Here is an 18,141-nt window from a genome sequence, read left to right on the forward strand (position 1 = left end):
CAGTGGTCGGCAGTAAGCCGGCGATGACAGGAATTTAAGCCCATGGCCTCGATATTTGGCTTCAGATCAAGGGATCCTGCCCGCGACCGGCAGGCCGACATCGCCCGCCTCGACCGGCTGGCGAAACTGTTCGAGCAGATCTCCGCCGAGATCGCAGCCGAGAAAACGGGCCTGGAGAGCCGCTACCGCAAGACGGCGACCAACGCGGCCTTTCTCGTCGAAGCCATGGAAAACGGCTCCGCTTCCGAGAAGCGCTCATCCGAAGTCAGCGCGCTGACGCAATCGATCCTGAATTGCGAGCGCCGCATCGCGGCACTGTCGCGCCAGCACGGTTTGATGAAGGAACTGCGTCATTCGCTCGATATGGTCTTCGACGCGGTTGGGGAGTCCGATTCGGCCGCCACGGCTGATTTCGCCAAGCCCGCGGGCGCCAGCCGGGCGTGAGACTACTTCAAAGGCATGATGCAAGCTTCAAAGCTATGATGCAGGACAGGAGAGGGATTTCTGGGGGCTCGAAAAGGAGGCCAAGGTTGGCCCGTTTGGAAGCGGTTCAAACGTCGACTTTGGGTTGGGGACGCACAGCACAAAGGTGAGTTTGGCATGAATTTAGATCCGAAAACCACGTCCACGACAGCAATTGCCGCAACCTCCGTCGCGCATGAGATCCGGCAAGGCGACCTGCGGCGGTTGGGCTTGATCGGCGGATTGCTGCTGGCTGCTCTCGGCAGCCTCTTTGCGGCTCCATCCCATGCGCAGGATATCCAGTCCGCTCCCTCTTTCGTCGATGATTTCAAGAGCTTCGACAAGTCTCGCTGGTATGTCTCCGACGGCTGGAGCAACGGCAGCCACCAGAATTGCACCTGGTCGAAGGGGCTGGTCGAGCTTTCAGACGGTGTGCTGTCGCTCGGCTTCGGAAAACAGAAGCTGAAGGATCGCGAGTTCGCCTGCGGCGAGATCCAGACCAAGCAGCGCTTTGGTTATGGCACCTATGAGGCGCGGCTGAAGACCGACACCGGTTCCGGCCTCAACGCGGCCTTCTTCACCTATATCGGCCCGTCGGACAAGCAGCCCTGGGACGAGATCGACTTCGAGATCCTGACCAAGGACACCTCCAAGGTGCAGGTCAACGCCTATATCGACGGTAAGGGCAAGAACGAGAAGCTGGTCGAGGTGCCGGGCGGCACCGACAAGGCCTTCAACGACTACGCCTTCGTCTGGGAGAAGGACAGTTTGCGCTGGTACGTCAACGGCCAGCTGGTGAACACCATCACCGACCCGGCGAAGCTGCCCAGCCACGCGCAGAAGATCTTCTTCAGCCTTTGGGGCAGCGACACCATGAAGGGTTGGATGGGCGCCTTCGCTGATCCGGGCCGCAAGCTTTCGCTGCAGGTCGAACGCGTTGCCTTCACCGCGCTCGGCGAGCCATGCCAGTTTCCGGAATCGCTCGTATGCAGCGTAAAAGAGTTGGGAAAGACGAATTGAACCGGCCGGACCGAGAACGGGTCGCGGCCATGGATGGGAATGAAACCGAATGAACTTGACGGTGTTTGGAATTGGCTATGTCGGCCTCGTGCAGGCGGCGGTGCTTGCCGAGGTTGGCCACCAGGTGGTTTGCGTCGACATCGACGAAAGCAAGGTGGAGCGCCTCAACCAGGGCTTCGTCCCGATCTTCGAGCCAGGCCTCGAAAGCATCGTCAGGGAGAATCATGCCGCCGGCCGCATCAAATTCACCACCGATGCCGCCGCCGCCGTCCGGCACGGTGAAATCCAGATGATCGCGGTCGGCACGCCGCCCGGCGAGGACGGCTCGGCCGACCTCAAATACGTGCTGGCGGTCGCCGAGACCATCGGCCGCGAGATGGATAGCGCCAAGATCGTCGTCGGCAAGTCGACCGTGCCGGTCGGTACCTGCGAAAAGGTGAAAGCCAGGATCGCCGAGACGCTGAAGAAGAGAGGGCGTGAGGATCTTGCCTTCGACGTCGCCTCCAATCCCGAATTCCTCAAGGAAGGCTCGGCCGTCGCCGATTGCATGAAGCCCGACCGTATCATCGTCGGCACCTCGAGCGAGGAGACCGAGGTGGTGATGCGTGAGCTTTACGCGCCCTTCAACCGCAACCACGAAAAGATGATCGTGATGGACGTGCGCAGCGCCGAATTCACGAAATACGCCGCCAACTGCATGCTGGCCACCAAGATCAGCTTCATGAACGAGATGGCCAATCTGGCCGAGCAGCTCGGCGCCGACATCGAGGAGGTGCGCAAGGGCATCGGCAGCGATCCGCGCATCGGCTACCACTTCATTTATCCGGGTCTCGGCTATGGCGGCTCGTGCTTTCCCAAGGACGTCCGCGCCCTGATCAAGACCGCCGAGGGCGTCAAGTTCGACGCCAAGCTGCTGCGCGCCGTCGAGGAACGCAACAATGACCAGAAATCCGTGCTGTTCGACAAGGTGAACCGCTATTTCAAGGGCAGTCTCAAGGGCAAGACCTTTGCGCTGTGGGGCCTGGCCTTCAAGCCCAACACCGACGACATGCGCGAGGCGCCGGCACGCGTCCTGATGGAAGCGCTGTGGAAGGCCGGCGCGACCGTACAGGCTTATGATCCGGAGGCGATGCAGGAATGCCAGGCCATTTACGGCCTGCGCGACGACCTGCTGCTGTGCGGCACCAAGGAAGCGGCCTTGCGCGGCGCCGATGCGCTGCTCATCGCCACCGAATGGAAGAGCTTTCGCGCCCCGTCCTTCGACGCGTTGAAGGACGCGCTGACCACGCCGGTCATCTTCGACGGCCGCAATCTCTATGACCCCAAGGTCGTGGCGCGCCACGGCATCGAATATCACTCGATCGGCAGAATGGCGGCATGAGAGCGACCGCGGGAAGCAAGCGGAATTTGGCATACGCGCCCGGCGCGGAAAGGAGTTGCGGCTGATGGTGCTGGACGTAAAGCCAGAGCAAATCACCAAGGATCATTTCGATCTCATCGCGATCGGTTCCGGTTTCGGTTCGACCTTCTTCCTGCACGAATTCGCCATGCGGCGTAAGGCGCGCATCCTGATCCTGGAATGGGGTCGGCACAACACGCATGAATGGCAGCTCGCCCAGAACGCCAACACCGACATCGACGACGAGTCGACATACAAGACCAACTCCGACAAGCCGTGGAATTACACGATCGGACTGGGTGGCGGGACCAACTGCTGGTTCGCCCAGACGCCGAGGTTCCATCCCAATGACTTCAGGCTGAAAAGCACCTATGGCGTCGGCAATGACTGGCCGATCAGCTATGACGACGTCGAGCCATTCTACTGCGATGCCGAAGAGATCATGTCGATCTCCGGCGATCCCGACATGGCGGCGATGCTGCCGCGCTCGAAACCGTTTCCGCAGCCGCCGCATCGCATGTCGACGCCGGACAAGATGATGAAGGTGGCCCAGCCCGGCCAGCATTTCGTCATGCCGACCGCTCGCGCCCGGGTCCCGACCGCGCAGCGCACCTCGTGCTGTGCCAATCTGCGCTGCTGGCTGTGCCCGGTCGACGCGAAATTCACCGCCAACAATGGCCTGATGCATGTCTTCGAGCATCCCGACGTTTCGGTCTGCCTCGGTGCGGAAGTGCGCAGGCTCGATCAGGTCGGCGGCGCGGTCCGTTCGGTCACCTTCGTTCATGACGGCAAGGAGTATCAGGTCAGCGGCGACCTTTTCATTCTCGGCGCCAACGCCATCCAGAGCGCGGCGATCATGCTGCGCTCCGGCCTGGGAGACGAATTCGTCGGGCGCGGCCTGCATGAATCCTATGGCTGGAATTTCGAGGTCTATCTCGACGGCGTCGACAATTTCGACGGCAGCACCATCACCACCGGCCTGAATTTTGGCCTCTATGACGGTCCGCACCGGTCCGAGCATGCGGCGGCACTGGTCTATTTCGAAAACCGCTGGCAGCACGGGATGCGCGCCGAGCAGGGGCGGTTGCGCCAGACGCTGCCGCTGGTCGTGGTCACCGAAAACCTGCTCGATCACGAGAATTTCGTCACCCTCGACAAGGACGACAATGCCTTCGTCTCCTTCAAGGCACCGTCGGACTATGCGGTCAAGGGCATGGCCCGGGCGCTGGACAAATTGCCGGCGCTGCTTGCCCCGCTGCCGGTCGAGCGGCTCTTCGACCGCGGCATCCGGCCAACGGAATCGCATGTCCAGGGTACGCTGAGGATGGGTACCGGCCCGGCTGATTCGGTGATCGACAGCAACATGATCCATCACCGGTTGAGAAACCTGGTTGTCGTCGGAACCAGCACCTATCCGAGCTGCTCCTGCGCCAACCCAAGCCTGACCGCGGCGGCTTTGTCCCTGCGGGCGGCGAGCCGGATCGCGTGAGAGGAGCGGCCCGATGATCGAAGTCACACGGCGTTCCGCACTGGCCATCCTGGCGGGTGGCGTTGCCTCGACGGGCGTTGCCTACGCCGCCGTCTCCTCGTTTTCGGACGAGGATCTGGTTCGCGTCACGCTCGAAAAATATCTCGGCAGGCTGAATATGCGCATCGAGCACCTGCAGCAGTTCGTGCTGGAGTTCCGCAACCGCAATCCCTGGATCTTTCCGAGCGAGAAATTGAGCGACGCAGTCACTCTGGCCGAGGAGCTCAAACTGGGCGCCGTCCGCCGTCTGCTGCCCCATGAAAAGCGGGAAGATCTGGTACATTTCGACCGCTGGGTCATCGCCGAATTCCATATGCTGACGGACTACGCCTGGCGCAGTTCGCCTGACGATCCGATCCGGTTCACCGGATGGCACTCATGTACCAATCCGTTCGCGACGCTTGACCCGCCAAAGAGCGCGTGAGGCGCTTTCGACACGGCGAAAAGACAGGAGCCACGACCATGAAAGTTCTTTTTGCAGGCGGCAACGGCTACCCGCCGGAGTTCAGCGGCGGCGTTCAGTCGAGCACGCATCATCTGGCCGAACAGCTGATCGAGCACGGACATGAGGCCGCGGTGCTTGCCGCCCTCTTCGGCGACGGCGTCTTCGGCTTGAAGGCGCGTGCCAAGATGAAGCTGTTGCGCCAGCCTGCGGTCGTCGACAGTTTTCCCGGCTACCCGGTGATCCGGGCGTGGTTTCCCTGGGAAGCGGCGGGTTTTGCCGTCAAGAAACTGAGGCCGGACGTGGCGGTGGTTCAGTGCCACAAATCGGTGCCCCTCAGCAAAGCGCTGAAGGCCGAGGGCGTGCCGCTGGTCGTCTATCTCAGAAATGTCGAGTTCCACGAGTTGGGCGGCGATTTGCGCGAACTGGGTTCCGCACTCTACATCGCCAATTCGGAGTTCACCGCGCGCACCTACAAGCGGGAATTCGGCATCGAGGCGACAGTGATCCCGCCGACCATCAACCCGACGCAGTACAGCACGCCGACCACGGGCCAGTTCGTCACGCTGATCAACCCCTATGAGGAAAAGGGCTTCGAACTGGCGGTCCGCATCGCCGGCGCCTGCCCGGAAATCCCGTTCCTGTTCGTCGAAAGCTGGAAGCTGGACGACGACCACCGCGCGCGCATCGAGGAGACGATCGCGCCGCTCGGCAACGTCACGCTGGAGAGCCGCACCAACGACATGAAGACGGTCTATGGCCGCACGAGGATCCTGCTTGCGCCCTCGAAATGGGAGGAGGCCTGGGGCCGAGTCGCGTCCGAGGCCCATTGCAGCGGCATCCCGGTCGTCGGTTCGCGGCGCGGTGGCCTGCCCGAAGCCATCGGCCCCGGCGGCACGGTACTCGACTACGATGCTCCGCTCATCGACTGGGTCGCGGCTGTCAGGCAGCTGTGGAACGATAACAAGGAATATGAAGGGGTTTCAAACCTGGCGCGCGGCTTCGCGGCGCGTCCGGAGCTCGATCCGGACCGCCAGTTCGTCACCTTCTTCTCTATCCTGGACAGGGCGGTTCAGCAGCGGGCGCGCCAGGCGGCGTAGCCGGCGCTCAGAAAGCCAGCCGATCAGGCCGGGCGCTTGACCCGGCTTTTCAGCGTCTCGTAGCCGCGGGCGCCGAGCAGGGCGCGGGCCAGGGCCTTGGCGGCGCCCTTGCGGCCTTGCTGCGAGTTGATCTGCCGCAGCCTTGCCGGCAGATTGCGCGCGGCTTGGCCGAGCGCCGGCAGCGACAGCGCATCGGGGAAGCTCACCATATGGGTTTCGACGCACAGCACCGGCTTGCCCGACAGCTCCGTGATCTTCAGCGCCTGCGCATGCTCGCTTTCGATGAACAGGATAGCGTTGGATTTGCGGTAGAAATCAGCCTTGAAACTGCCATGCGCGCCGAGCCGCTGGCGCTCCGCCTTGCTCGGCAGGTCGAGCATGATCAGTTGGTCGTACACGATCCCATTCTTGGCCAGCCACGCCTCGGTCAGCGCACGGTATTTCTCCAGCCGGCTGGTGACCAGCCAGCCGATCCGGTGGGTCGGGGCATGAAGCGGGCGCGCTTCGCTGAGGAATTTCTCATAGGCCGGACCATCGTCGTTTTCCGCCTCGGTCGGATCGAGGCACAATACGCCGTCAATGTCGACGCAGCATTGCGCCAGGAATTTGTGATGCATGAAATTCCACTGGAACATGCGCGGATGCGGCACGACTTCGAAGACGACGTCGGTTTCCCGATGCTTCGGCTCCAGGCCGAATACCGCGGCATAGATGAAATCACCCTCTATGCCGGCAGCCTCGATACGGGCACGGGCATCGCGCATGGCGTTGCCGCCGGCGATGCTGTCGTCGATCACCAGCACCTTGCGCATGTCCGAGACCTTGCGGTCGAGCGCGGCGCGCCGCTTGGTGATGCCGGACGTATAGACCCGGCCGTCCAGGAAGGAATCCAGGTCGGTCATCGGAATGTTCGCCGCAAGGCTGACCAGCGTCGCCGCCAGCACGCCGCTTCTGGGCACGCCGACCACCAGGTCGATGTCGCGCGGCAGCCGGTGAAGGTTGCCGACAATCGTGTCGTTCATGTCGGAGATCGATCGGTAGTGCATGCATCAGACCTGATGTTCGTGTGGATATTGGGTAGCTGGCAAAGGCGCCGAAATTATTGCGCCTCGCGCGGCGTTGCCGCCGGCTGTCGTGCCGGCAGCATCTTCAGGGCCTCGCGCAAGGCCTCGCGGCCGGATGCGAAGGCCAGCGCGACGACAATGGTGATGAGGTAGGCAAGCATGGCGCCGCTGGCCAGGGCGACGACATGCTGCTGCGGCAGCATCGGCTTGATCAGCCAGACCGCCGCCAGTGCCAGATGCGCGCCGAGCACGAATGGCGTTGCCGCGCGCAGCACATGGCTGGCCCGCAGCGGTCCGCTCTTGCCGACATAGAGCCACAGGAACGGCGTGCGCAGATATTCGCTAACCGCATAGGCTATCGCCACGCCGAGCGCGCCATAGGGCAGGCCGAGCGCGAAGGCGAGCACCGAGGTCACGGCGGTGATGATGCCCCAGCGCATGAAGTCGCCGGAGCGGCCCTGGCTGACGAAAAGCCAGCCCGCCGGGTTGTTGAGCGGCTGCAGCAGCCCGGCAAAGCCGAGCGCCAGGAAGATCGAGGCGCTTGCCCGCCACTGTTCGCCGAGCACGAAGGGGATCAGCACATCCGACATTGCGGTGGCGAAGGCGACGCCGGGCAGCGCCACCAAAAGGATCAGCGGCATGACGCGCAGATAGGCGCTGCGGTAGCGGTCCGGCTCGTCTTTCAGCCTGGACAGCGCCGGCACCATGACCTTCGACAGCGGATTGGTGATCTGGCTGAGCGGGAACAGAAGCAGCTTGTAGGCGCGGTCGTAGAGGCCGAGTTGCTGCTCGCCCCAGTATTTGCCGATCAGCACATTGTCGAGGTTGCGGGCGAAGAAATTGGCGAAGTTGAAGCCGGTGATGCCGGCGCCGAAATTGATCAACTCGCCGATGCCGGCGACCTTGCGCGGCAGGCCTGGCCGCCAGCGCGAGCTTGCCCAGTAGCACAGCGTCGGCAGCACCGCGCCGGTCAGCGTGCCGGCAAACAGCGCCCAGTAGGAGCGGTCGATGAAGGTCCAGGCGATCGACACCACCAGCCCGGCAACCGCGCTGGCGACGTCGATGACCGCCAGGCGCCCGAACTGCATGCGTCGTGTCAAAAGCGCCAGATGCTGGGCGCCGAGCCCATAGGCCATGATCTGCAGCCCGAACGCGGCGACCAGCCCGGCCACGCGCGGCTCACCGTAGAAGGCGGCGACCAGCGGTGCCGCACCCGCGAGCACGCAGGCCAGGATGGCACTGACCGCGACATTGATCCAGAAGAGGTAGTTCACCTCCTCATGGCGGATGCCCGATTTCTGGATCGTCGCCTGGGTCAGGCCGAAATCCTGGAACAGCGCGATGAAGGCCAGCACCGGCGCGCACATCGCCACGACGCCGAAATCCTGCGGCGACAAGAGCCGCGACAGCACGATGACGGATATGATCTGCGTCGCGACCCGCACCGATTGCGACATGGCGGTCACCACCGCGCCGCGCCCGACCGATTTACGCAGCGAGCCTTCCGGCGGATCGAATGGGTTGGCTTCCAAATTCAGGATTCCTGATTTTTTGCGCGGATTTCCGAACCCTGAAAATCCACGACCGCCGCCATCCCCAAACTACGGCAATAATTTTGCAGTGCAACAGAAAATGTCCATTGCCGCGCCAAAAATGTTGCGATGCAGCAAGAGCTGTACTAGCATCCTTGTGGGTGGGGTCAAACAGCGGTCGAGTTTTCATGCTGCATGTCTTGTACCTGGTGCACGATGTTTCCGATCCGGCGGTTCGCCGACGGATCACAATGCTCAGGACAGGCGGTGCCCGGGTCACTCTGGCGGGCTTTCGCCGCACCGCGACCCAGATCGCCGACATCGAAGGATTGCAGCCGGTCGACCTCGGGGCGACGCGCGACGGCCGATTCGCCCAGCGCCTGGCGGCGGTGGCGAAAGCGGCGGTTTCGATAGGCTCGAAGCTGAAGGGCGCGCCGCGGCCCGATCTCATCATCGCGCGCAATCTGGAAATGCTGGCGCTGGCGCGCCGCGCCAGGTCGGCCTTCGGCGCCACGGTGCCGATTGTCTATGAATGCCTCGACATCCACCGCCTGGTGCTTCGCGACGACATCTTCGGCAAGGCGCTGCGCGCCACCGAGCGCCATCTGGCGCGCGACGTGAAGCTGCTGGTGACCAGTTCGCCCGCCTTCATCGCCAATTATTTCAAGCCCTTCCGCCAGGTCGCCGCACCCGTCGAGCTGATCGAGAACAAATATTTCGAGGCAGCGGCGATCCTGCCCGGCGAGCGTGAAACGGTCGAAGCGCCCGCCACCCCGCCATGGCGGATCGGCTGGTTCGGAGCGCTGCGCTGCCGCCGCTCGCTCAAGCTTCTGGCTGATTTCACCCGCCGCATGGATGGACGTTTCGAAATCGTGCTGCGCGGCCGTCCGGCGCTTTCCGAATTCCCCGATTTCCACGCCTTCGTCGATGCCGAACCTTATCTGTCGTTTCGTGGACCCTACCGCAATCCAGAGGATATGGCGGCGATCTACCAGGACGTGCATTTCTCCTGGGCGATCGATTTCTTCGAGGAGGGACAGAATTCGGAATGGCTGCTGCCCAACCGCCTCTATGAAGGCTGCCGCTTCGGGGCGGTGCCGATCTCGATGGGCCATACGGAAACCGGACGGTTCCTCAGCCAGCAGGACGTCGGCATCCTGCTGCCCCAGGCGACGCCCGAGGCGCTCGAAACCGCACTCGGCACGATGGAGGAGCAGCGCTTCGGCAGACTGAAGGCGCGCGTGCTTGCCCGCAATCCGAGGACGTGGAGCTACGATCGCAGCGACTGCAGCGCGCTGGTCGAAAAACTGCGCCGCCTGACCACCGTGCGCGAGTCCCTCGCGACTGAAGCCCTGGCATAGGATGGACTTCTCCCGATGACGCAAGCGCTTCCCTCCAGCCTGATCGTGATCCCTTGCCTGAACGAGGCAGCCCATATCAGCGCCCTGCTCGGCCAGCTTTGCCCGGCTGCGGCAAGGCTTGGCGCCCGGATCGTCGTTGCCGATGGCGGCAGCACCGACGGCACGCTGGCCATTGTCGAGCAGATCGCCGCGAAGGACCCGCGCGTTGTCCTGCTTCACAACAGGCGGCGCATCCAGAGCGCAGCGATCAATCTCGCCGTCGGCACTTGTGGCGAAGGTGCGGAATATCTCATCCGCATCGACGCGCATGGCGGCTATCCCGACGATTACTGCGACCGGCTGCTTGAGGAAGCGCTGGCCTCATCAGCCGATTCGGTCGTGGTTTCGATGCTGACCAGCGGCAGCGGCGCCGTGCAGAAGTCGGTTGCGGCGGCGCAGAATTCGAAACTCGGCACCGGTGGTTCCAAGCATCGTCACCTCTCGGCCGGAGAATGGGTCGACCACGGCCATCACGCGCTGATGCGGATATCGGCCTTCGGCGCTGTCGGCGGCTATGACGAGAGCTTCAGCCACAATGAGGATGCCGAGCTCGACTACCGGCTGCGGCAGGCCGGCTACAGAATCTGGATGAGCGGCAAGACGCAGATGGTCTACTATCCGCGCGCCTCGCTCAAAGGCCTCTATTTCCAGTATCTCGGCTATGGCCGCGGCCGCGCCAAGAATGTGCTGAAGCACCGCGTCATCCCGAAGGTCCGGCAGATGGTGCCGCTGGCGGTCTTCCCGGTGGTTCTTCTGGCGGCCTTCTCCTTCGTGCACTGGATCGCGGCTGTGCCGCTGCTGGTCTGGGCTTCGGTCTGCCTCGGCTATGGCCTGGTGACGGCCATTCGCCAGCGCAATGCCGACATCGCACTGGCCGGCGTTTCGGCCATGGTCATGCATTTCGGCTGGTCCGTCGGCTTCTGGCTGCAGCTTCTCGGCCTCGGCGCGCGACGCGGGGTGGCGTGATGGTGGCTCAGGCCAAGAACCGCAGCATCGACATCGGCGTGTGCACGTTCCGCCGGCCGGAGCTGGCCGACACGCTGCGCTCGCTTGCCGCCATGGAGATGCCCGAGGGCTTCGATATCGGCGTCATTGTCGCCGACAATGACGACACGCCGAGCGCGCAGGCATTGGTGACCGCGCTGTCGCAGGAATTGGCGCTGCCGGTCCGCTACCGGCATGCCCCGGCGCGCAACATCTCGGTCGCCCGCAACGCTTGCCTCGATGCCAGCGAGGCGGATTTCCTCGCCTTCATCGACGACGATGAGACTGCCTCCGCCCGTTGGCTGGCCGAGTTGGTGGCGACGGCCGAGGACAGTGGTGCAACAGCCGTGCTCGGTCCGGTGCGGGCGCTCTACCGTCCGGATGCACCCGAATGGATGCGCCGGGGCGATTTCCATTCGACCTTGCCGGTCTGGGTGCGCGGCGAGATCCGCACCGGCTACACCTGCAACGTCCTGCTGCGCATGCGGTCGGACAGCCTGCGCGGCCGTCGCTTCAGCCTGGCGCGCGGCCAGACCGGCGGCGAGGACACCGAACTCTTCGATCAGATGGTCAAGGTCGGCGGCCGCATCGCCTTCGCTCGAGAGGCCTGGGTGGACGAGGTGGTGCCGCGCTCAAGGGCCGCGTTCGATTGGCTCGGCCGCCGCCGTTTTCGCGTCGGCCAGACGCATGGTCACCTCTTGGGCAGCAATGCGCGCGGCATCGGGCTGATCAAGCATGTCGGCCTTGCCGCCGCAAAGGCAGCCTTTTGTTTCGCCGCGGCCCTTCCCGTGGTCGCCAGCCCGGTGCGCAGGAACCGCAGCGTGCTGCGCGGCATCATGCATGTCGGCGTCGTCAGCGGCCTTGTCGGCGTCCGCGAACTCCGGCTCTACGGCCAATCGTCATCCCCGGAAGGAGGCAAGCGTGCAGCCTGACGTTTCCTTCGCTCCGGATGTTTCCTTTGTCATCGCCGCCTACAATGCAGAGGCGACGCTCGACCGCGCGATTGCCAGCGCCATGGCGCAGACGGGTGTCAGCGTCGAGATCATCGTCGTCGACGACCAGTCGCGCGATGCCACGCTCGATGTGGCGCGGGCCTATCCGCAAGACATTGTGCGCGTCGTCGCGCTTGCCAGGAATCGCGGTCCCGGCGGCGCCCGAAATGCCGGACTCGACGTCGCCCGCGGCAGGTGGGTCGCGGTGCTCGATTCCGACGATGCCGTCTTCCCTGGCCGTATCGCCGCCATGATCGGTCGTGCCGAAAAAGCGGATGCCCAGATCGCCGTCGACAATCTCCAGGTCATCCGCGAGGACGGCGTCGTCGAGGATGCGATGTTCCCAAGGCGTTATCTGGAAGGCCTGCGCGAGATTTCGCTGGCCACCTACATCGCCGGCAACGTCGTCTTCGAATCGAAGTTCAACCTCGGCTACCTCAAGCCGATCTTCCAGCGCCGGTTCCTGGACGAAAACCGGCTTCGCTATGACGAGAAACTGAGGATCGGCGAAGACTACATCCTGTTTGCCGAGGCGCTCGCCAAGGGCGGCAGATGCGTGGTCGAGCCGGAGATCGGCTACGCCTACCATATTCGCAGTGGCTCCATCTCGCGTGTGCTCGAGCTTCACCATGTAGAAGCGATGCGCAAGGCGGATGCCGTATTCGCTCAAACCCATCGGATGGACGAGGCGGCCCAGGCGGCCTTTGCCCGGCGCGGCCGCAGCCTGCGCAAGGCAGCCTCCTTCCTGGCGATGGTCCAGCACATCAAGGCGCGGTCCCCGCTCAAAGCGATCCGGACGGCGCTCAGCGACCCGGCGGCGGTCAGGCATATGGGCATGCCGATCGCCGTGCGGTTGCGACGAGTAGCGGCACAATTTGCCGTGGGGGCGGGGAGGTGAAGATGCAGGCACATGGAGGGATTTTTCGTGGCCTGTGAATGGACTGAAGTCGATCTCCTCAGAAGGAATTTGCGATGAAGAAAATCAGGAAGGCCGTGATACCGGTGGCGGGGCTTGGAACACGGTTCCTGCCGGCGACCAAGTCGATGCCGAAGGAAATGCTTCCGGTGGTCGACAGGCCTGTCGTGCAATATGCGGTGGACGAGGCCTTCGAAGCCGGCATCGAGCACATCGTGTTCGTGACCGGCCGCAACAAGGCGGTCATCGAGGACTATTTCGACCTGCATCCGGAATTGATCGGAACCCTGGAGCAGACCGGCAAGAAGACCCAGCTAGAGGCGCTCGAAAGCATGCTGCCTGTGGCCGGCGCCACCTCCTTCATCCGCCAGCAGTCGCCGCAAGGTCTCGGTCACGCCGTCTGGTGCGCCCGCGAGGTCATCGGCAACGAGCCCTTCGCCCTGCTTTTGCCGGACATGGTCTCCTTCGGCGGGCGCGGTTGTCTTGCCGAAACCGTCGACCTCTATGAGCGCACCGGCGGCAATGTCATCGCCGTCGAACGCTGCGATCCGAGCGAGACCAACAAATACGGCATTGTCGGCCGCGGTGCCGAAATCGGCGGCGGCTTCGAAGTCACGGCCATGGTCGAAAAGCCGGCCCCGGCCGACGCGCCGTCAAATTTCTACATCAACGGCCGCTATATCCTGCAGCCCGAGATCTTCGCGCTGCTGGGCAATCAGCAGCGTGGCGCCGGCAACGAGATCCAGCTGACGGACGCCATGGTCCGCCTGTCGAAGGACCAGCCGTTCTTTGCCCAGCCTTTCCTGGGACGCATGTTCGACTGCGGGTCCAAGGAAGGCTTCATCCAGGCCAACATCGCTTTTGCGCTGGCGCGCAACGACATGAAGGGTCCGGTTTTCGAGATGCTTCAGGAGTTCGTCCGGTCGCATGAACGCCAGGAAGAAGCCGCATAATGCCCATCTTTCGGGAGTATTGCCGGATGGCTGGCGGCGAGGGGCCGACAGGCCCCGTCGTCTGGCATGAAGCTTGCGTTGCTTCTTGGCAATGCTCCCGACCGTTGGGGCGCCTGCAAGCCCAAGCATGATCCCGGAAAGTGGCTCCCGGTTTCCGCAAAGGTCATGCTTAAACTTAGACAGGTCATGATTCCCGAAGGTTTCGGATGATCATGCCCAAACAAAGAGATAGAGCCTCAACCCGATTATCGGGAACGCAGCGGGCTCTGGGATTGGACCGACGATGAATTATGCCAACTTTCCTCTCGACAAGAGGATGCCATTGCCGAATTCGGACGCAGGAAACGGCGAAGACTTCATCGATATCGAGCGGCTGCTTGGCATGGCTGCGCGGCAGGCCAAGGTGGTTGCCGTGTGCGCCGTCATCGGTCTTTTCCTGGGCATGCTCTATCTGCAGACAACCCCGCCCAAATATGTGTCGGTCTCGAGCGTGCTGATCGACGAGGGCCTGAACAAGATCGTCGACGACATTTCAGCGGCGTCGACGACCATGCAGACCGATTCCGCCATCCTGAGCCAGATCGAGATCCTGACCTCGACGCGGCTTGCCGCGGTCGTCGTCGACAAGCTCAAGCTCGACCAGAACGATGCGTTCATGAACCCGCCGCAGTCCGCCCTTGCCCAGGGCGTCGGCCTGATCCGCGGCCTGATCCAGTATGTCCGGCCCAGCCCGACCATCCCGGGCGTCGGTGACATCAGCAAGCTCGACCCCGCCACCCGTGATGCGCTGATCGCCACGTCGCGCCGCGACTATGCGATCCTCAAGCTGCAGAGCGAGATCCAGGCGGATCGCATCGGACGAAGCTACGTCATCGCGCTTGGTTATCAGGCGACCGATCCGGGCCTGGCGAAAGCGATTACCAAGGCCTATGCCGACGCCTATCTGGCCGATCAGCTCGATGCCAGCTTCGACGCCACCGAGCGCGCGGCGGTCTGGCTGCAGGGCCGGCTGACGGAACTGCGCGAGAGCTCGCAGCAGGCATCGCTGGCGGTCGAAAAATTCAGGGCCGAACACGGCCTGTCCGCCAACAGCGATGGCCAGCTGTTGAGCGACAAGCAGCTTGCCGACCTCAACGCCCAGCTCATCGTGGCGCAGGCCGACACGGCGCGCGCCAGCGCCCGCTACCAGCAGTACAAGTCGATCGTCGACAGCGGCTCTGACAACGCTTTCAAGGATGCCGCCATTTCGAGCGATCAGCCGAGCAGCTCGGTCATTTCGGCGCTCAAGACCCGCTACCTCACCGTCTCCAAGCGTCGGCAGGATGTCGAGGCGAATTTCGGTCCTCAACATCCGCAGGCCGTGGCGCTTGCCAAGGAAAAGGCCGACATATCGGCGCAGATTTTCGGCGAGCTGAAGCAACTCACCGAAAGTTATCGCAACGAGTATGAGGTGGCGCTGGCGCGCGAGACCGCGCTCAGGGCCAATGTTGCCGCCGCTCAGGGCAAGAGCTCCGTCGACAACCAGTCGCAGGTGCAGTTGCGCGACCTCGACCAGAAGGCGACGGCGCTCACCACGCTCTATCAGACGTTCCTCGGCCGCTACGAGGAAGCCGCGCAGCAGCAATCTTTCCCGGTCGGCAAGATCCGCATCATCTCGGATGCCTCGACGCCGCTCTCCGCCTCGAGCCCGCGCACCATCATCGTGCTCGGACTGTCTCTCGTGCTCGGCGTGCTGATGGGCGCCGGCTTCGGCGGCCTCAACGAGTTCAACGAGCGGTTCTTCCGGACCGGCGAGGAGGTCCGCGACCGCGTCGGCCTCAAATTCCTCGGCTATCTGCCGACCATCGGCAGCAGGCCCGCCAAGGACGACAAGCCGGCCGAGGCTCAGCCGGATGCCAAGGCAGCGAGGTCGCCGGCGGCCATCGAAAGGCGCGCGCGCATGCGGGTGAGCATCGACGCGCCGGCGTCGATGTTCTCCGAAACGCTGCGCAGCGCCAAGATCGCCTTCGATGTCGTGATGGAAGGACAGGGCAGCCGCGTCGTCGGCGTCATCTCGGTGCTTCCCGGCGAAGGCAAGTCGACGGTCGCGGCCAATCTTGCCGGACTGCTGGCCGCCAATGGCGCCAGGACGCTGCTCATCGACGGTGACTTGCGCAATCCGGGGTTGAGCCGCAGCCTCGGCATGGAAGCCGAGCAGGGCCTGATGGAAGCGGTGATGAATGGCCAGACCTGGCAGTCGGTCGGCAAGATCGACCGGCAGACGAAACTCGCCATCATCCCGGCCGTGCTGCGCGGCCACTTCTCGCACACCAGCGAGCTGTTGTCCTCGGCTGGCATGCGGCGCTTCATCGAGAACGCCAAGGAGACGTTCGAATACATCGTCGTCGATCTGCCGCCGCTCGGGCCGGTGGTCGACGCCAAGGCTTTCGCGCCGTTGGTCGACGGCTTCGTGCTGGTCACCGAATGGGGCCGCACGCCGCGCGCCATGGTCAGGTCGATGCTGGAATCCGAACCCTATGTCGCCAACAAGATCGTCGGCGCGGTGCTGAACAAGGTCGACCTGAAGAAGCTCGCCAAATACGGATCGTTCGGCGCGTCGGAAAAATTCTTCGACAAATATTCGAGCTACTATCTCGACAAGTCCGAAGTGCGCAGCAAGGCGACGGTATAGAGCATTCCAGGAAAGCCGTTTCACGCTTTCCTGGAGCGGCTCCAAAATGAATATCTCAAGCGGCTACCTGGATTTCCGTCTTGACGGAATTGGCGATGAAGCACTGTTCATGCGCCAAGTGGTGCAACTCCGCTTGCGTTGCGGCATGTGGCAGCTGGAAATCGCCGCGATGTAGGCCTCCTCCGGATCGACATTGGCCTCGACGGAATAAGGAAGCGGAACGATATGCGGCGACGCCGACGCCGGCACGACCTGGCCGCCGTCAAAGCGCCAAATGTGCGCGCGGCTGTAACGCTTGTCAGTAAAGACCGCTCCTTCGCGCTCCCAATGTACTGGTTCTTCCGGTCGACGCCGGCCTCACGCCGGCATGGACGAACACCATTTCCTCAAACGGACGATCGCGGCTACGCTGCCTTGAGCCGATAACGGAAGACGGTGTGGTCGAGCAGCAGCCTTATGCGCGGTTCGGCTTCCGTCGCCACCAGCCAGCTTGCCGCGATCATGGTCGCGCCGACCACTGCCATCGACAGGAGATAAGGCATCCCTGCACGGACCATCGCCCCGAGCATCGCCGCGCCGACGACGTCGTGGATCAGGTAGAGCGGATAGGTCATCAGGCCGATCCGGCGCCAGCCGCTCCAGCTGAGGTCGAGCCGCAGCGACCACGCCATCAGCGCGATGGCGACGAGGAAGATCAGGATCGGCGGCGCATAGGGCATCACGGCATTGACCTTGATGCTGTGGACGTCGACTGAACTGGCGATCTGCAGCACGCCCCCGCCGAGGAACAGCAGGCAGAAGCCAAGGCGAGGCGCCGTCAGCGCCTTGAACCGGATCAGCCACAGCAGCACGCCGACGGCGAAGAAGCAGCCGTGATGCACCAAAGTGAGCTGGAGCAGCCGCGTCTCGGCGAAGTCGGCCCAGCCGAGCGGATAATAGAGGCACCAGAACAGCGTGCTGACCAGGCCGATGACGATGGCGACCGCCTCCATCAGATCGAAGCGGCCAAGCCGCAGCAGGATCCAGACGATGGCGTAGAAGGCGATCTCGATGCCGAGTGTCCAGTAGACGCTGTCCACCCAGGGACCATAGGGCACGAACAGCCCGGTGCGAACCAGCCTGACCACCGCGTCGGTCGGCCAGCTCAGGCCGATGGCAAGAAGCAGCACGGCGGTGACCGGCGCGCAGATCCAGACCGCCGGCGCCAGCCGCTTCACCCTGGCCTCGAAGAACCGCAGCGGCGTCGACTTCTCGGCGCTGAAGGCGATGACGAAACCGCTGATGACGAAGAAGATCTCGACGCCGACCCATCCGGATCCGACCCAGGCGCCTATGTCAGGCTGCGCCGGCACGCCGCCCGTGGCCTGTGCCGAGATGCCATCGGGATAGGCCCACACCCAGAAGCCATAGTGGTAGACCATGACCAGAACGGCTGCGAGAAACCGCAGGATGTCGACGCCGCCAAAGGTAATTTTTTGCTGAGCCATACCGCACCGTCGGATGGCCCCCCAGAAGACACTGTAGGGTGGCTTGCTGCATTGCACAATAAGAGATTGGTGCTGAAGGGTAATCGCGTCAGGTTTCGGCTTCGCCGAGGCACCCTCCCACTCCGGGGGAGAGAACGGCGCGAGTTCGCCGGCCTTGGCGCGTGTCCGAACCGGATAGATAGGTAACAGAA

The 18,141-nt window shown here is 63.4% G+C and carries 15 protein-coding genes and 1 pseudogene; 12 read left to right on the plus strand and 4 right to left on the minus strand.

All coding sequences use genetic code 11. From position 1 onward, the window contains the following. Window positions 1-42: 42 nt before the first annotated feature. From CK228_RS05350 to CK228_RS05375, 6 genes are all read left to right on the plus strand, one after another. Window positions 43-444 (plus strand): hypothetical protein, encoded by a 402-nt coding sequence (locus CK228_RS05350; protein WP_095787157.1) that lies wholly within the window; start codon window positions 43-45, stop codon window positions 442-444. Between the two features lie 156 nt (window positions 445-600). After that, window positions 601-1,482, plus strand: coding sequence for a family 16 glycosylhydrolase (locus CK228_RS05355; protein WP_095787158.1), 882 nt, complete (start codon window positions 601-603; stop codon window positions 1,480-1,482). A gap of 49 nt (window positions 1,483-1,531) precedes the next feature. Then, the gene (locus tag CK228_RS05360) at window positions 1,532-2,863 is read left to right on the plus strand and encodes a UDP-glucose/GDP-mannose dehydrogenase family protein (protein ID WP_095771649.1); all 1,332 of its coding nucleotides are present in this window, start codon (window positions 1,532-1,534) and stop codon (window positions 2,861-2,863) included. A gap of 64 nt (window positions 2,864-2,927) precedes the next feature. Then, window positions 2,928-4,370 (plus strand): GMC family oxidoreductase, encoded by a 1,443-nt coding sequence (locus CK228_RS05365; protein WP_095771943.1) that lies wholly within the window; start codon window positions 2,928-2,930, stop codon window positions 4,368-4,370. Between the two features lie 13 nt (window positions 4,371-4,383). Continuing rightward, window positions 4,384-4,833 carry a hypothetical protein gene (locus CK228_RS05370; protein WP_095771650.1) on the plus strand — a complete coding sequence of 150 codons (450 nt, stop codon included), beginning with the start codon at window positions 4,384-4,386 and terminating at the stop codon, window positions 4,831-4,833. 38 nt (window positions 4,834-4,871) lie between these two features. Next, window positions 4,872-5,951 (plus strand): glycosyltransferase, encoded by a 1,080-nt coding sequence (locus tag CK228_RS05375; protein ID WP_095787159.1) that lies wholly within the window; start codon window positions 4,872-4,874, stop codon window positions 5,949-5,951. Window positions 5,952-5,974: 23 nt separating this feature from the next. On the opposite strand, the gene CK228_RS05380 is transcribed toward CK228_RS05375, so the two are convergent. Together CK228_RS05380 and CK228_RS05385 are read right to left on the minus strand one after the other, a co-directional pair. Then, complete coding sequence (locus CK228_RS05380; protein WP_095771652.1) at window positions 5,975-6,997, minus strand: phosphoribosyltransferase family protein; 1,023 nt, start codon at window positions 6,995-6,997, stop codon at window positions 5,975-5,977. A 53-nt stretch (window positions 6,998-7,050) separates the two neighbouring features. After that, on the minus strand, window positions 7,051-8,547 hold the full coding sequence (locus CK228_RS05385; protein ID WP_095771653.1) for a lipopolysaccharide biosynthesis protein: 1,497 nt from the start codon (window positions 8,545-8,547) through the stop codon (window positions 7,051-7,053). A 188-nt stretch (window positions 8,548-8,735) separates the two neighbouring features. Between CK228_RS05385 and CK228_RS05390 the strand changes: the two genes are divergently transcribed. The 6 genes from CK228_RS05390 to CK228_RS05415 all read left to right on the plus strand — a co-directional run bounded on the left by CK228_RS05390 (window position 8,736) and on the right by CK228_RS05415 (window position 16,463). Then, entirely contained in the window at window positions 8,736-9,908 is a 1,173-nt protein-coding gene (locus tag CK228_RS05390; protein ID WP_095787160.1) for a glycosyl transferase family 1, read from the plus strand. A 15-nt stretch (window positions 9,909-9,923) separates the two neighbouring features. Further along, entirely contained in the window at window positions 9,924-10,913 is a 990-nt protein-coding gene (locus CK228_RS05395; protein WP_095787161.1) for a glycosyltransferase family 2 protein, read from the plus strand. Further along, the gene (locus CK228_RS05400; RefSeq protein WP_095787162.1) at window positions 10,913-11,863 is read left to right on the plus strand and encodes a glycosyltransferase family 2 protein; all 951 of its coding nucleotides are present in this window, start codon (window positions 10,913-10,915) and stop codon (window positions 11,861-11,863) included. Before CK228_RS05395 ends, CK228_RS05400 begins: the two co-directional genes overlap by 1 nt. Then, window positions 11,853-12,821, plus strand: coding sequence for a glycosyltransferase family 2 protein (locus CK228_RS05405; protein WP_095787163.1), 969 nt, complete (start codon window positions 11,853-11,855; stop codon window positions 12,819-12,821). Before CK228_RS05400 ends, CK228_RS05405 begins: the two co-directional genes overlap by 11 nt. A gap of 74 nt (window positions 12,822-12,895) precedes the next feature. Beyond that, window positions 12,896-13,792, plus strand: coding sequence for a UTP--glucose-1-phosphate uridylyltransferase (locus CK228_RS05410; protein WP_095787164.1), 897 nt, complete (start codon window positions 12,896-12,898; stop codon window positions 13,790-13,792). A gap of 283 nt (window positions 13,793-14,075) precedes the next feature. Beyond that, a complete protein-coding gene (locus tag CK228_RS05415) occupies window positions 14,076-16,463 on the plus strand; it encodes a polysaccharide biosynthesis tyrosine autokinase (RefSeq protein WP_095787165.1) in 2,388 nt (795 codons plus the stop codon). Between the two features lie 55 nt (window positions 16,464-16,518). Here the strand turns inward: CK228_RS05415 and CK228_RS35685 are convergent. Both CK228_RS35685 and CK228_RS05425 read right to left on the minus strand, forming a co-directional pair. Beyond that, window positions 16,519-16,796: pseudogene (locus CK228_RS35685) on the minus strand (OsmC family peroxiredoxin); the annotation flags it as partial. Window positions 16,797-16,867: 71 nt separating this feature from the next. Then, entirely contained in the window at window positions 16,868-17,950 is a 1,083-nt protein-coding gene (locus CK228_RS05425; protein ID WP_095771659.1) for an acyltransferase, read from the minus strand. Window positions 17,951-18,141 lie beyond the last annotated feature (191 nt).

Origin of the sequence: Mesorhizobium sp. WSM4312, from assembly GCF_002294875.1 — a bacterium.
Classification (GTDB): domain Bacteria; phylum Pseudomonadota; class Alphaproteobacteria; order Rhizobiales; family Rhizobiaceae; genus Mesorhizobium.

Excerpts from the sequence above, each read along its gene's own strand:
- CK228_RS05365 (WP_095771943.1), top strand. The coding sequence starts at position 2,928 with ATGGTGCTGGACGTAAAGCCAGAGCAAATCACCAAGGATCATTTCGAT.
- CK228_RS05425 (WP_095771659.1), bottom strand. The coding sequence starts at position 17,950 with ATGGCTCAGCAAAAAATTACCTTTGGCGGCGTCGACATCCTGCGGTTT.
- CK228_RS05410 (WP_095787164.1), top strand. The coding sequence starts at position 12,896 with ATGAAGAAAATCAGGAAGGCCGTGATACCGGTGGCGGGGCTTGGAACA.
- CK228_RS05415 (WP_095787165.1), top strand. The coding sequence starts at position 14,076 with ATGAATTATGCCAACTTTCCTCTCGACAAGAGGATGCCATTGCCGAAT.
- CK228_RS05360 (WP_095771649.1), top strand. The coding sequence starts at position 1,532 with ATGAACTTGACGGTGTTTGGAATTGGCTATGTCGGCCTCGTGCAGGCG.
- CK228_RS05395 (WP_095787161.1), top strand. The coding sequence starts at position 9,924 with ATGACGCAAGCGCTTCCCTCCAGCCTGATCGTGATCCCTTGCCTGAAC.
- CK228_RS05355 (WP_095787158.1), top strand. The coding sequence starts at position 601 with ATGAATTTAGATCCGAAAACCACGTCCACGACAGCAATTGCCGCAACC.
- CK228_RS05375 (WP_095787159.1), top strand. The coding sequence starts at position 4,872 with ATGAAAGTTCTTTTTGCAGGCGGCAACGGCTACCCGCCGGAGTTCAGC.
- CK228_RS05350 (WP_095787157.1), top strand. The coding sequence starts at position 43 with ATGGCCTCGATATTTGGCTTCAGATCAAGGGATCCTGCCCGCGACCGG.
- CK228_RS05400 (WP_095787162.1), top strand. The coding sequence starts at position 10,913 with ATGGTGGCTCAGGCCAAGAACCGCAGCATCGACATCGGCGTGTGCACG.
- CK228_RS05370 (WP_095771650.1), top strand. The coding sequence starts at position 4,384 with ATGATCGAAGTCACACGGCGTTCCGCACTGGCCATCCTGGCGGGTGGC.
- CK228_RS05390 (WP_095787160.1), top strand. The coding sequence starts at position 8,736 with ATGCTGCATGTCTTGTACCTGGTGCACGATGTTTCCGATCCGGCGGTT.
- CK228_RS05380 (WP_095771652.1), bottom strand. The coding sequence starts at position 6,997 with ATGCACTACCGATCGATCTCCGACATGAACGACACGATTGTCGGCAAC.